Source organism: uncultured Winogradskyella sp., assembly GCF_947498345.1.
In the GTDB taxonomy this organism is placed as follows: domain Bacteria; phylum Bacteroidota; class Bacteroidia; order Flavobacteriales; family Flavobacteriaceae; genus Winogradskyella.
Genome location: NZ_CANMJY010000001.1, coordinates 425,784 through 441,069 on the forward strand (window position 1 = coordinate 425,784; position 15,286 = coordinate 441,069).

At 32.9% G+C, this 15,286-nt stretch carries 11 protein-coding genes; 5 read left to right on the forward strand and 6 right to left on the reverse strand.

All coding sequences use genetic code 11. The features are described from left to right. Window positions 1-169: 169 nt before the first annotated feature. Complete coding sequence (locus Q0912_RS01900; protein ID WP_299111416.1) at window positions 170-886, forward strand: hypothetical protein; 717 nt, start codon at window positions 170-172, stop codon at window positions 884-886. Window positions 887-969: 83 nt separating this feature from the next. On the opposite strand, the gene Q0912_RS01905 is transcribed toward Q0912_RS01900, so the two are convergent. The 5 genes from Q0912_RS01905 to mobF form a co-directional block, all read right to left on the reverse strand. Continuing rightward, on the reverse strand, window positions 970-1,233 hold the full coding sequence (locus Q0912_RS01905; RefSeq protein WP_299111418.1) for a helix-turn-helix domain-containing protein: 264 nt from the start codon (window positions 1,231-1,233) through the stop codon (window positions 970-972). 423 nt (window positions 1,234-1,656) lie between these two features. Then, entirely contained in the window at window positions 1,657-3,114 is a 1,458-nt protein-coding gene (locus Q0912_RS01910; protein ID WP_299111420.1) for a site-specific integrase, read from the reverse strand. Between the two features lie 450 nt (window positions 3,115-3,564). Then, on the reverse strand, window positions 3,565-6,882 hold the full coding sequence (locus Q0912_RS01915) for a P-loop NTPase fold protein (protein WP_299111422.1): 3,318 nt from the start codon (window positions 6,880-6,882) through the stop codon (window positions 3,565-3,567). Between the two features lie 125 nt (window positions 6,883-7,007). Then, window positions 7,008-7,400: a hypothetical protein gene (locus Q0912_RS01920; RefSeq protein WP_299111424.1), complete on the reverse strand. Its 393-nt coding sequence runs from the start codon at window positions 7,398-7,400 to the stop codon at window positions 7,008-7,010. Further along, entirely contained in the window at window positions 7,384-10,092 is a 2,709-nt protein-coding gene (gene mobF, locus Q0912_RS01925) for a MobF family relaxase (RefSeq protein ID WP_299111426.1), read from the reverse strand. The genes Q0912_RS01920 and mobF overlap by 17 nt, the downstream gene beginning before the upstream one ends. Before the next feature lie 168 nt (window positions 10,093-10,260). Here mobF and Q0912_RS01930 point away from each other — a divergent pair, with 168 nt between their 5' ends. Then, window positions 10,261-10,779 (forward strand): hypothetical protein, encoded by a 519-nt coding sequence (locus Q0912_RS01930; protein WP_299111429.1) that lies wholly within the window; start codon window positions 10,261-10,263, stop codon window positions 10,777-10,779. Window positions 10,780-10,836: 57 nt separating this feature from the next. After that, on the forward strand, window positions 10,837-11,199 hold the full coding sequence (locus Q0912_RS01935; RefSeq protein WP_299111431.1) for a DUF3768 domain-containing protein: 363 nt from the start codon (window positions 10,837-10,839) through the stop codon (window positions 11,197-11,199). Between the two features lie 342 nt (window positions 11,200-11,541). Here Q0912_RS01935 and Q0912_RS01940 read toward each other — a convergent pair whose 3' ends face one another. After that, window positions 11,542-12,339: a hypothetical protein gene (locus Q0912_RS01940; RefSeq protein ID WP_299111433.1), complete on the reverse strand. Its 798-nt coding sequence runs from the start codon at window positions 12,337-12,339 to the stop codon at window positions 11,542-11,544. Window positions 12,340-13,037: 698 nt separating this feature from the next. Here Q0912_RS01940 and Q0912_RS01945 point away from each other — a divergent pair. Beyond that, window positions 13,038-14,498, forward strand: coding sequence for a TraM recognition domain-containing protein (locus Q0912_RS01945; RefSeq protein WP_299111435.1), 1,461 nt, complete (start codon window positions 13,038-13,040; stop codon window positions 14,496-14,498). Beyond that, window positions 14,495-15,286: a hypothetical protein gene (locus Q0912_RS01950; protein ID WP_299111437.1), complete on the forward strand. Its 792-nt coding sequence runs from the start codon at window positions 14,495-14,497 to the stop codon at window positions 15,284-15,286. Before Q0912_RS01945 ends, Q0912_RS01950 begins: the two co-directional genes overlap by 4 nt.

Below are 15,286 nucleotides of genomic sequence, written 5' to 3' on the forward strand. Positions count from 1 at the left end.
TAGCTATATCTCGAAAAGATTCTGTCTTGAATTTCTTAAATTAAAAATCATTAAATTATAATTTTAATCTATTTAGTCCAAATCAATATGACATCATAAATATATAGAAATCAACTGAAACAGGAATTTGAATACTAACAAGTACATTTGAATTATTATCTATCTACCTATGACAAGAATTAAACAAAAAGTCTCAGAATATAATGCTCTTATAAGATTTCTTAATATGATCAGTGAAACACCAAAAATTCAAGGCATTAATGAAGGTGAAGACCCTCCTGATTATGTAGTTACCTTTAAACATAAAGTTGTTTCTATTGAGCATACAAGATTTATGAATAAATCACAGAAGCAAATTGAAGAATTTAGGAAGTCTATCATTATAGACGCTCAAAATGAATTTGAAAAAATTTATGGGAAAACACTAAGTGTACAATTTAACTTTTCAAATGAACCGATGAGAACAACAAAAGATAAACCCAAAAGCTATTACACAAAAATACTGTTGGATTTGGTTTTAGAAATCTATGAAATCAATAAAGAAAGGAACTTTTCTATTTCTACAAAATTGAATAGTATAGAAAACAAGTTTATAAATTCTATAACAATTTCTAACCAGAGAGAAATTTTTCCTTGGGAAACTTGTGGCGCTTTTTTGGTTCAAAAGGCAGATTTTAAAGTTCTGCAAAATATCATTTATAAAAAGTCAGAGGACGTAAAGAAATATAAAACTCGATGTGATGAGAATTGGCTTTTGATTGAAGCAGGTATAGGTAATAAATCTACAGGATATTATTTTGATGATATATCTGACGAACTTCAAAAAGAAAATTTTGATAAAATCTTTCTCATGGATTACAGGGCAGAACAATTTTTAGAAGTATGAGTTAAAGAAAAGAGAATGTAACAATAGTCGAATTAAACTATTAAATCACAATCTCTTTTCCTTTTTGATAGTTTTATTGATTACTATTCTTGATCAGAACAATGATGAACATTAAATAAAATGTTATCATTGACTGCCTTTTCCATTTCATCAGAAACGGTAGGTGGGCTGTTGTCATTGGCAGTAATAGCAATCTTGCTTTCTAAAGCATCAGCCCAGCAATATAAATGAAATGATGTTGGGGTTCTTGTCCCGCATTCCCATTTACTTACCAATCTGTCTGCTACCCCTAGTGAATGATTCAGCGCATCTTGGGTAATTCCAAGTTCAAGCCTCCTCGCTATCAATAAGAGTACGACATCCTTTAGAAAGTCAGTCCTAGTTTTTTTGGGGTAATTAAACTTCATAGCCATAATAGACCTCCTTGTTGTAATTCCTTTTAAAAACTAATTGGGATGGAGATTACGCACTTAATAGTTAATTTTACATAAACAAAATGCTCTAAATGCGTTACAGTTGTAGTTTTTAGTGCGTATTCAAGACTTTCATTAAGTTTTAGACCTTCCTTTCATAGAAAAAACAGAAAGGAATTCCTATGGTAAAAACAATTACAAACAATGATGTAATTCTCATCGACCCTGACGAAGAGACTAAAGTTGTCACCCAACTTTTAATCGACATGAATGCCTTTATTTCCATTAAGACTACCGAGATAGCCACAACATTGGATAAAACGACACAATATAGAGAGCGTAAAGCAGGTAGATTTCCTAAGTTGCACTCGATAACGGCTTTAGGTCAAAGGAAAGCCTATAGGATACAGGACGTGAAGCAATGGCTTGAAAATCCTTGTTCATACTCTGCTCGTTAGACTCATAACCGTTGAACATTGTGTTTTTTGGCAATACCTTTTGTCTGAGAACATCAAATGTAGGAACGCTCTCAATATTTGGGCTGTCAATAATTAAACTAATAGCTTTATTGAGAGCGTTCATTGCATTCTTCTTTTCAACATCATAAGTGTATTGGTCATAGACATCCGTGATATCATTTCTGACGTGATTTAGGCACATCTTTACTAAATCTTGGCGACCAAATAAGCCCGCCACTATTGTAGCCCCTGTTCGTCTTAAATCGTGAGGTGTGAAAGGCTTATTAATTTTAAAGACATTAAAATGACGTTTTATGGGCTGGCAAAGAGTCCGATTATGCAACGGCTTAAGATTATTCTTTATGATGCCACATTTGGAAAATTGACCCGTTGAACCAAAGACCAAACCTTTTCCATCCGAATATTTCCTAACCTCTTGCAAAATATTTATGGCTTTATCATTAAGATATATTCGATGTAGATGCCCATTTTTTGTTTTTGGCAGTGTCCAAATACGTTCATTAAAATCAATATCGGACCATTTCATTTGCCTAACCTCGCCACCTCTGGCAAGGGTTAACAACATAAATTTTAAGGCATATCTAACAACCGAAGTCATTTTGATTTTATCGACGCCATACCAAAACAAATAAATTTCTTGTGGAGTGAGATGTCTGTTTCTTTTCTTTTTCTTAATATTAAGCTTGATATCCAAACAAGGGTTATCCCTGCGCCTCATCAATCCCATATCCGATGCAAAATTAAATATCCGTCTTATATAACTGTAAAGGTGGGTTGCACTACTAGGGGCTTCTCTTTTTGTAATAATTTCATTGAAGATTTTAGCCAAGTCCTTTGGCTCAATTGTGGTGATTTTTCTTTTACCCAAATGAGGAAGTAAATCTTTTTTCAAGCATTTTTCTTCTACCTTGTAGCTCTTTTTTCCTGACTTTTTTGAATGTTCTAAATATAGCTCTACAAGTTGGGTAACAGTCAGCTCTTCATCAAACTGCTTTTCTGCATTTTTTTGTTCTAAAAAAGGGTCTATATCTTGTTCTACTTTACTTCTTGCATCATTGTAAAGAACTAGGGCATCACTGAGAGATAATTGAGGGTACTTGCCTAAATTAAGTCTTCGTTGAGTTTTTCCTATTCTGTAATAATAAAACCAAGTTTTTGTCCCTTTTTTTGAAACCCTAATTCCAAAGCCAGATAGTCCTTTATACCAATAATCTATTCTTCTAGTTTTAGGTTTTAAATGACGTATCGATACATCGGTAAATTTTATTGAATTGTCTTTTTGGTTAGCAAATTGTACAGCAGATTTACTGTTTTTGTGTGAATTTTCATGTAGCATTATGCAATCTGTCCTTTCTTGAAAACAAATAGTTAATGCTTGAATACTTAAAATCGGGGAGTACTTATACGCACAGTAAAACCCTCTACGCCTTTATCATCAACACTTACAAATAATACTGGACAAAGCGAGGAAATATACTTATACACTCATAGTCCGTATTACACGGTGTGCCCTGATAGCTCAGTTGGTAGAGCAAACGACTGAAAAGCTTCCTTTTACATTCGATAATATTGCAATAACCTTTTGAACTTAAAGTATTTTACTTCACAAAAACTGTTTGTCATCCTTGTTTGGTTAGCAATTTGTAAAGCATTTAATCATTGATGCCTTATAAAGTCAAATGTTATTCAATTTATCCTTGTAAAAACTCTTATAACTACTGGAAAGTAGAACAATTAGTTTACTTGTTTTAATAATGTAATTAGAATCTTTTATTGGACTTAAAAATTATACTTCTTCAGGGGTAGATTCATCATTTTTTGAATTAATCTTAAAACCCTTAAGCTTTGTCTTTTGAATAATCAAATCTATATGAGGAGATTCCTTTTCTTTAGATTCATTGCTTAATAGTTCAAATAGTTCTTGAGAATAAGCATCTGATGATGAATTTATGATGTTAATGATTTCATGGGTAAAGGTTGCTGTTAAATCATTGATATCTTTAATGGGTAGAATCAATTTTCTTATAATCTCATCTGCTTTATGAGTCTCTTTGATATTAGATGCTTGGTTAAAAATACCGTTACTGAAAAACTTAATTTCCTCGATTTTAATTTCAGAATGACCTAGGAGTAAATCTAAGATATCATTGAAAATTCTATTTAACCTTCCGTTATCTAAATATTCATCTTCAATTAGCTTATCCCAAAAAGATTGGTTTTGAGGAATTGCAATTTCTCTTTTAGCAATTTTCTTTAGAAATGCCTCATAAGCTCCCATAAATGGAGCGGATTTTGTGACACTTTTATCCAGTAGGTCATTGATAACATAACTATCTAAGCAATAAAATTTAATAGTAGGTGTCTCAAAGTCATTTACCCAATCTTCTTCATTTATATCTTTAAGCATTTCATTCGAAACTTTATGGTAATGCTCTAACGACTTATAATCTTTATTCCCTAGTTCACAAGTTAAATCGACAATTGGTTTGCCAAATTCAAGTGCATTGTTTTTTGTAATTTTTTTAGAGAAATGTTTACTTGATTGATCAAAGGATTTTAAAAATATATCAATATTTTCATTAAAAATTTTACTTTTTAGCTTGTCGATGCTTAGAAACACCCACTCAGGGCTGAGTATTTGAGTAAATGAATATGAGTTTTCCGTAAGTTTTAAAGCTAGTTCTTTTAATAATGGATGATTTCTTTTATAATCAACTATTATAGCCAATAAATCCCCATAGGTCATATGATATTGAATAACTTTTGCAATTTCTTCTGAGTTTTCAGTTTTATTGAGCTCATCAAGTAGATAACTGTTTGAGTTTGGGTTAACCTTGTCTAAGATGCTTATATAGTTCGATATTATATCATAATAAGGCTCATCTGTTTTGTTTCCATTGGTATTTAGATATTGATCAAGAAATGAGTTATTGAAATATTCATATTTGTTTTTCCCTTTTAGAGATTTGACAATCTCTAAATACATCTTGATATCTTCTTTCTTATTGTAACCGATTTTGGATTTGTAGCCTTCTATTGCATTTTCAAGCTTTTCAAAATTATACTTTTTCGTTTCATTATCTTTTAAGTAATCTATACAATGAAGCCATTTGTGAGTCTCAAGTAATATACCTGATTCTGCATTAATAAAATAATCATTTAATTTTTCATTTTCGGTTACGATATTCATCTCTTTTAGAGAAATTGAATCAGAGAGATGAGAAAAATCATCAATGAAATCGACAAAATTTTCAGGCGAAAATTCAATTTCGGAAAGACTAGGTTTTATACCAAGAGAATTACTTTTTATAAATTCCAACAAGTCATGAATTATATAATAATATTTTCTATGGTTATCTTTAAAGACATCACGAGAAGAATAGGAAATTTTATTTGCGAATTTATTTGCCGATGATTTTGTAACATTTAAAAGAGTTTCTTTGTGCCAGTTATTTAGCACTGTGAATTCTTTTTCATCTCTCCTGTCTAAATTGTTGACAAACTTTTCCCAATAACCATTCATTGTAGAGGAGGATACTATGTCTTTAACTTCATGAAAGATTTGCACTGTATTTTCGGGATAAAAACTTGAAAATTCACATTTTCTGATAAAATTATCCAAGTATGTTTTAAAGTCACTATTAGCTTTAATACCATCAATAACTTCTTTATTTGGATTCCTGAATAGGTCCTCTATACTATTTCTAAGTAAAACTTCATTGGCTTTTTCCTTATCAACGTTATAGACTATTGAAGCCATACTTTCTTCAATTTCCTTATCGTCAGTAAAGAGATACTTTTCACCTTTCATAAAATCTTTACTTGATATGGCAATAAGAGAATTATCTAAAATCTCTTTTTTTCTCAAAAGAAATAATGCTAAATATTTCAGTTCAATAGCAGAATTGTGTTGCATATAAAGAGAAACAAGATGATTAACGAAAGTTATTATATCTCTTGGTCTGCGATTTTTTGAGTCTAGAATTATTTCATATAATGACGATATAAAATCTATTTCATCATCTTTAAATAAATTTCCAAAAGCTTCTTTAAACTTGATATTAAAGAACTTTTTCCAATCAGATAGAACAGGTGGTGAAATTCTGAAAATTGTAGAAAATGTTTTACCTATGAAATTTTCAGTTCTATTTTCATTTTCATCTTTCTCTTGACCAAAATGACTCGAAAGATGTTCTTTATCATAAGGTATTATTACCCAAACATTTGATTTTTTCTCTTCAGAGAAAAAAGTATAAATAGAAGACCAAAGAGAAAGCACTTTAGTACTGTCAGATAATCTGTCCATATTATCAAAAACGATAATAAGCCCTTCAGACTTAAGGTCATTAAGAATTTTTTCAAAATAGACTTTAAACTGTCTAACGGAAGGCTCTTCTTCAAGTACATTTTCTAATTCTGTGGATTCTATATCTGACCCACTAAAAACATAGAATAATCTCTTTAAACGTTCCTTCCATTTAATTTTCTTTGTTTCTTCATTTTTATCAAATTCCCTGTATTCCATGATCATTTCATAAATTCCATAAATGAACAATGATAATGGAGCCAAATACTTTGACAGAAAAAAGGTCATTCTGTTTTCATCAACTTTAGGAAAAAAATCTTCAAGTAATACTCCTAAAAAACTAAAAAGTAAAATTGATGCTGTAATTAATATCCAATAGAACTTAATTTTTGGAAACCTATAAGTGTTTTTTGTAGAAGTCTTTGAGAGTAGTTTTTTAAGCTCTTGTTCCCAATCAGTTTTACCTTTAAACTTTTTCCCATCCTTTAGTTGAAAAATTAATTCTTCTAAAAATGTTTTTCTTGTAAGATCCTCTTGATGTCCCCAGGCATCGTAAGTAAAGAAGTCATAATTCAGATCACATGTATCAAATTTGCTTCTAATATTTTCGATTACATTTGATTTACCTGAACCCCATTTGCCCTCAAGACCTATCACATTATTTGGAAGCGACTTATCTTTTATAAGATTAAAAATGGTATTTGATATTTTGTCTTGGGACTTACCTTCAAAAATATCATCACCTGTAGGTGAACTAGATAAGAACTTTGGGAATTGTTGGTTGGCTGAATCTGACATATTATTATTTTTAAACTCTTTCAATTATCTCAAAGACTATTCCTTTAATTAGAAAATGTAATAATAAGCCTATAACTTTATAAAAATCAAATATTTAAAAGCAATCGACTGTCATTGTGGCATTTTTATTCTTCTTTTTTCCACTTGATAATTACTTCTGTCACTAAAGTTTTATCATCTGATGGATTTTGATACCTGTTACTATTAGCTTTTATGTTTTTAAGCTTTTGGGATAATAGAGACTCATATAATTCATCCAAACAAAACCCTTTAACCGTAACCATATGAGTTGCATAAAAGATTTTAATAACTCTTTCCTCATTTTCAACACCCAGCCAAGAAGTAAGATAATGACTGTATGGGAAGTTCTGACGTGTTCCATCAAGCAACACAAAATCTATAGTCTTTGATTCACCGATTTCATATATCTTAAAATCGTCATTTTTAGTTTCATCTATTTCTTTCTTTTGACTAGCCTTGGCAATTTCTAAGCTTTTAAATTTATAGTTCTGGCTCATAATCGATGTCTTTAATTTGTGTTTTTAATACCTCTATTGTCTTTTCTGGGTTGATATCTATGGTTTTGGTCTTGAAATAATCGTGCTTTATCAGTTCGGTAGCCCCTTGCCGATCACCTGATTTTTGAATTTGTTCCAACAAATCATCCTTATCATCAGTGTAGATGGTTACATTTTCTCTTGCCCTTGATACAGATACATAGAATTGCTTTTGATTGGAAGCTGGAAAGGTTACGGCGGGTTGTGAAACGAACACTTTATCAACCGTTTTTCCTTGGGCGCTGTGAGAAGTAGAGGCATAGGCATAATCAAAATTACCGTGATTGGCTTCAAGTTTATAAATGGTCTTTTTTGACCTTGATTCCTTAACAGCTTCAATTTCACCTTTTCTGTTAACCTTTGTAATTCTTAACTGAGTACCATTATTCAATCGTTTACCATTGGCATCAAAACCGTTTTTGGTAATCTTTATCTCATCCTTTAAGCTCAATTGGATTTCTCTTGTTAAATACACATCATAATCCTTTGCCCTTTGGGTGGGCAGGATATGATGTTTTCCCTGCTCATCTTTAACATAGACTTTTTTGTTCTCAATCTTATCAACTCTTAAAGCAGACCCACGTTTCAATCCCTTAATATTCTGATTTAATTGAACCACTTGTCCTTTAGTGTAGTTTCGTAAATCCTTCTTTTCGGATTCGGTTAAATGTAAATTTTCATAAATACTGACGCTCTTTTCTGTCTTTCCTAAAAAGCCATTTTGCCTTAAACCGTTTCTAATTGCTTGATTAGTTTCCCGAACCTTACCTTTTGTAGGAGCAATGACCAAAGCGTTTTTTTTCTGTTTTTTTGACTCCAGAAAATCATTTACCAAAATGGTGTCTATATCAGATGGAGAGTATTCTTTTATACATCCTTGTCGTTCTAGTTTATCAAAACCTGTTTTGATATTTCCCTCGCTGATATCCTTGACTGCTGATTTATAATGCTCTTCTTTTTGCCTGTAGATGGTTTCCATTGAATCATAGGGGATATGGGCAACTGTTTGTAAAATGCGCATAGCATCACCACGGTTGACCGCTGAATGTTGTTTTGGGTCACCCGATAGAACAAGTCTGGCTTTTTGCTTTTCAACAACATCCATTAAAGCTACCATATCTTGCGAACCGAGCATCCCTGCCTCATCAACCCAAATTACTTGCCCTTTTGTTTGTTCTTGGAGTTTCTTGTCAATTAAGAGCCTTGCGACGGTATCAGCTTTCTTGAAGCCCTCTTTTTTGAGAACATCTCTTGAAGCCTCAGCCGTAGGTGCAAATAAAAACACGGCTTTACCTGTTCTTTCAATCTCAGGAACAACTGTTTTAAGTAAGGTCGTTTTTCCTGTCCCTGCACCACCTCTAATCATTGTCAACTTGTTTTGGGATTTCATGACGTGCTTTACAACATTCTGTTGCTCTGAATTTAAATCTCTAAACTTTGACGCATCAAATTCATAGGCTAAAGGATGGACTTTACCTATACCATTTCGAGCCATATTGACCATTTTTCGCTCTTCTTTATGGACTAAATCCGTTGTGCATAGGCGTTGACTTCCAACTTGAACTTTAAAAACTTTGTCATTCTTTTCCAAAGCCCTATCAATATCGTCCAATGACAAATGTTTGTTATCTATGGCATATTTATAACCTTCAGCTAAAATTTGCCTATCTCGTTTAACAGAGTTTCTTGTGAAAACGTGGTCTATAGAGTGTTCAATTGATTTCTCAGCCGTGAGACTCAAATCCATTGTAGATTTTTCCTCTTTTACTTTCTCATCTATACCTTCTTTTATGAGTTGTTTTTTCCAGTCTTCCCTAAGTTCTTCCATTGTTAAGCCTTTTTTCTTTCCCGAACGTGTTCTAGCCCCTAATTGGTCCAGTTCTTTTTGGGATTGAATGCCCTTTTCTTTGGCTACTTGGCCAATAAGATTGGTGCGTTTTGAAAAATGGTCGATTGCCTTTTGTGGAATCATAGCTAGTTCAAAACCGTTCTTCGTTTTTCTTATGTCATAACCAAGATTGGAAAGCTTATCAGCTAACCTTTTTTGAAATCGGGCTTGGTGATAGGGCATATCCCTTTTGATATTATGAAATTGCCCTGCCTTGAACTTGTCCTCAACTTGGTCATAGGTAGCATTGAAACAGAAAATATGGGCATGTAAGTGGCAATCTGGCGCATTGTTTCCAACAGGACGTGCGGTTTGATGGATAAAATCAGCCCAAAGTAATTCGCCTGTGTGCCTATCATCTTGCTGGTTTTGTACCCGAATACGAGCTTGGGCATCCTCTTGTATATCAAGCATTGTTTCTTGAACACTTTGCTCAAAAGCTTTCAACACCCTTTTGTCATTGCCTAAACCGTGAAGAATTGAAACAGATTTTGGGCAATGGAATGAAATATCATAACCGACACGTCTATCCTTAACCGTTCTTTGGGTAAGAGAGTCGCTATTTGAAGGATTGATATTATCGCATAACTTATCAAAGGTGTCTTTATCAACGGTTTTGCCCTCAATACCTAAACGCATGGCAATCTTGCCATTAAAGCATCCGTTCATTTCTTGATCTTCGATGTAGTAATCTGCCTTGGATAAGGCATCCTTAAAGTAATTCTTAGCTTGAGCCGAAGTCTGGCTTTGGAACATGCGTATCATACGTTATCAATCTTAAAAGTTAAATCTGTCTTTTATTACTGAATTTCGCGTGACAATACGCACAAGGTAAGAGAGTCACTAAAATACAAAAACTAATTTTAGTCAATTCTGCATTTTTTCATTTTGTGCGTACTCAATAAAACAACCTTTGCTCTATAAACCCTTCAGATGAAACAAAGCGATAACACCAACGCATTTATTTGCCTTTCACGTGCCCGCACCAAACCGTGTGGTTACAGGCAAATAAATTCTGCCTTGATGTTAATTCCGCCCCATCATCTGAATGTTAAACAAAGGAGTTATAAGATGAGTACTAAAACACAAAAAACAGATAAAGCTGGAGATAGACCAACACATGGTCTGTATGTAAAAAGTGAGCAATTTGGTGACCCTATTAATATGCGATTCTCAGCTATTTGGAATAATCCAGAAAAAGGCTATATGAGTTTAAGCCCTGAAAAGCTTCAGCTTAAAGAAAATCCAAATGCTAAAGAAAATGAACCTCGATTCCAGCTTTATCTAAAAACCAAAATTTACGGACAGGATGCTTGTGTACAAATTGGACAAGTAACCAAAGAAGAACAAGAAAACTGTTTTGAAGTTAACCTTGGCGACCTTGTGATTTTTGAAAATAAACCAAAAGAAGTCAAAACTTCTAAAAAAGTTGTCGCTCAGGCAACACCATAACCTTAAACATTCAAGGGAACTTTTTAGTTCCCTTGATTTCTTTAAAGGAGAAATCGAATGACTGATAAATCTGAAATTATTGCACAACAAAATGACTTTTTCCGAAAACATATAGGAATGATTGAATCTGAATTCCTAAAGGTTAAAGGCAAATACAATATGACTCAAGGTGTTGCAAGTCTTACAAATTTTCAAAAACTCGATACGCTCATTAAACTTTGGGAGTATAACGATTTTAACGAAGATAACGACCCCTATGGTGAACACGATTGTGGTCGCTTTACACTAGATGAGAATAAACAGGATATCCTTTGGAAAATAGACTATTATGACACCAAATATCTTTATGGAAGCGAAGACCCATCAAATCTAGAAAAGACAAGACGAGTTTTAACGGTAATGCTACCTTGTGAATACTAGAGGTTGAAATGATTGAATGACAATTCAAATTATTAATATCCCATAGACATTGCATAGTATTAGTTTTGGTAGTTTTGGGGCTTGCAGCGCTTTGCTCGCTTTTTATTACTTATCCAATGAATAGTATTCTGATTTAGACTTTGACCTAATCTTAAGGCTATGGCTTTTGTAAATTCACTTAATTTCTTAGGCTCTATTTGGAGATTAATGCACATACATTATAGGAATAAACTGAATTCGTGCAGTGCGTAATCTCTATCGAAAAACACAGCTTTTTAACATCAGACATCTCCCCTAAGCACAGCTTTAGGTAGTTTTAAATCCTTACCCTAAGAAATTTAGTTATTCTGGTTTTGGTTTTTTTGATGTTTCTTCTTTACCTTGAGATTTAATTTTATCCCATCTTTCAAAGGTGTTTTTAATAGACGTTTTAGTCCACTTTTTCCCCCTCATGGTTTTGATACCATAATTGTTAAGTTGTGTGGCTTTTGCTTGTAAAGTTTTATGACCTTGCTCATCTAGTTCATCTAGTTTAGGTCCAATTTTTTTTGCGAATACATCTGCGGTGTTTTTCATTCTTTTACCTACTTTTTTATCACCAGCTTTGCTATCAAGCTTATTAGAGATATAGCTCAAAGTTTCAGAATAAGCTTCTGCTAATTCTTTATCAACTATTGAGGTAAAAGGAATTTTATTATCAACAATTAAATCAACGAAATTTTTATTAGATAGAAGTGGCTCAGCATGATCAAAAACAATTACATCAGCTAAATTTTTATAGAATTCATTAAAAATTTCATCACAAAGTTTGGAAGAATCTGATTTGATAAGTCTAATCTCACCATATTTATTCCCTGTTAATATTTTGCCTTTGTAATCGAGACTAGTCTTATTGGAAATAAGCTTTTCGACACTCACTTTGGTATCTCCTTCAAAATATTCGTTTATTTTATCTTCACGAACTTTTTTTTCTAAACTAAGAAATAATTTTTCATTTTCTCCTGCTGATCTAACTGTATAGGCACCTAAATAATTTCTCTCACGTTGTTGATTGCTAGTCTTATCCTTTTTTTTAGGTAGTTTTTCAAACCGCAGCGGTGTCTTTTTATTATCGCTATTTAACTCTTCTCTTTTTGTCATAACATATAAATTATAAATATACAAGAAATAAGTTAAATACAATTAAGTATAAAATAATTATGTTTATACCAAAAAGTTTTATACTTTTGATAAAAATATTAATTCAAATCATATATTGATACTATGGAACCAAACAAAACTTACAAGAATATAAAAATCGCTAAGATTTAAGGTTGTGCTTCCTGCAAATCAATAAGTATGAATAAGTCAGAAACATATTATAAGGATGGAAATTCAAAAAATCCATTTGTAAAAAAGAGAGAACAGAATTGTCCTAATAACTTTATATGGATGGGCAAAGGAAATAACGATGATCGTCATCGGGGTAATTGTTTAACTAAAATATGAGAAATCATGGCTACAAAAAAGTACGTTGTAACTCATACATCAGGCAGTAGTATTGCTACTGTTCGTCAGTATGGGAACTCAACCACAAAAACAGTTCCAGTTTCTTCCTTACCAAGTTCGGTGAGAAGTAAACTGTAACAACTAAAAAACTGAATTTTGAAGGTAAGAGAGCAATTTCAGTAAGCATACCTTAAACTGCGCACATAAGGTATGATTAGAAAACCATCTCCAAGGCGCAGGAGATGGTTTTAAAACACATAAAGTACAACCTGAGACATAAGAAGTTATTGGGCAGTTCAAACTTAGTTTGACTACTGTATAGAATATCTATGTCTTATTTAATCAGAAAAATGGAACAATCATTAGCAAGGAAAGAGACCACTAAACAATCCGAGACTTTAAGTCGTGTGATTTTCGAGTGGGAATATGCGGATTTTTTTACTATAGGAAATTCTTTACAATCAGTTCTAATTTTGGGTGAGACAGGTTCTGCCAAAACAACATCATCTGGTGCTATGCTTGCAGGTCATTATCTACGTAACGGTTATGGAATGTTATTTACTACATGTAAAGAAGATGAAGTCGAACGAATAAAAAAATATTGCAAAGCATACGGAAGAGAAAAAGACCTTGTCATTTTCAGCCCAAATAGTGGTGAGTATTTTAATTGGTTAGAAGAGGAGATATCAAGACAAGATAAAGGAAAAGGAATTGCCCACAATATTGCGGATGTCTTAAAAACAATAATTAAAGCTGGAAATTCTGATGGTCAAGAGTCAGACAAAGCCTTTTGGGACTCATCTCTTTCACAGCTACTAGATAATGCAGTTGACCTCATGCTCTTAACTGGTAACAAAAAATTTGAGCATATCTATCAGATCATTCAGTCTGCACCTCGAAATAATGAGCAACTAAACAATGCTAAATGGCTTGAATCCTCTAAATGTTGTGTTCTCATGAAACATGTGGCTTCAAATTTAAAATCTCAAGATAAGACTCCAGAAACAGATAAATTGGCAAGACGACTAAGTCGTATCGAGGATTTCTTTTATGATAGTTGGGTAAATCTATCACCACGAACTCGAAGTATTGTTGAGCAGATGTTTTTCAGTTTTGGCTCTCGTTTCATGAGTGACCCTTTGTATAGTCTTTTCAGTGGCAAAACCACAGTAAAACCAGAGGACACTATAAAAGGAAAGATAATCGTCTTAGACCTACCTATAATGATTTATGATAAAATTGGTAGAGACTGTCAGTTACTTTGGAAATTTCTATGGATGCGAGCCATGCAACGCAGAGTTATTGATAATCTGAGCAGACCCTGTGTGATTTTCATAGATGAATTTCAATACTTCGTGGATATTGAAAAAGATGTGCAGTTTCAATCGACATGTAGAAGTTATCGAGCATGTTCAGTTTATATCACACAGAATCTGCCAAATTTTTACATCCAAGCTGGAGGCTCAGAAAAAGGCAAAATCAGGTTCAAAGCACTTGCAGGGAATATAAGTACGAAGTTTTTTCATACCAATTCAGACCCAGAAACTAATGAATTTGCCTCCGAACTTATAGGAAAGGACTGGCAATGGTCAGCCAATGAAGGAAAGACCCTCGGCGAAAATATATCCTTCAGTTCAGGGCAATCAGAAACCCTACAATATATAGTAGACCCTTCAGCATTTACAAAACTCAAAACTGGTGGTTCAGAGAATGATTTTTGTGCTGAAGCTATTGTACACAGGCAAGGTAAAATATTCAACACAACAGGAAGTAATTACAAAAAAGTAACATTAAAACAGATATTATTATGAGACGAGAAAGACAACAATTTCAGATGCGTACTGGAAAACAAACAATTTTTAGAACAATGACAGCAGGGCGTAAAAGTGCTGTTACAGAAATGGCAGGAGATTTAATCTTTATGCTAAGCTCTTATCCGAGCTATATAGTGGAAGCTTTTATGCGAAGAAATTTTGGTGAGCGTTACTTTACGTTTTCAATAGCAGTTGGTATTTCATTTGCGATGTTATATCCCTATTTATTTTTGGGCGATAAAGTGCGCGAGGTGCTAGGGTTTCCATGGATTGTTTTTACTCTCATATTTTTATATAAATCAATCCGTCATCGCTTGGAGTTTAGAAGATTTAGCATGACCTACAATTTTGACAGATACAGTTATACAGATGGCGAAATATTTGACTTTTGGTATGACCTTATAGGAACTAAAATAATGGGAATTAAGGTTACTAGATATCTCATATTAGTTTTATTTGAACCAGCTATTCCAATTCTAATAGGATTATTTTTGATGATAACCCCATTTACTAGAGCCACAGGTATCTTAATCTTCTTTAGCGGACTTTTCTTTTGCTACAGGAGTATCATGAAAGCATTTTTTGCAAGAGGTCATGTACTTGATACAATAGATGAGCAAATTGTGGCAAGATACAAGCATGATGTCATTATGGAAGGAAAGCCTAAATCACAAACTGGTGGTATTTCTTTTCCGATTGAGCTTCCAAAAAGTAAAGATTTGAGGCAAGATTTAGTCGATTCAATTGAAGACACTAACTCATTGGATATATGGGCAACTGAGTAA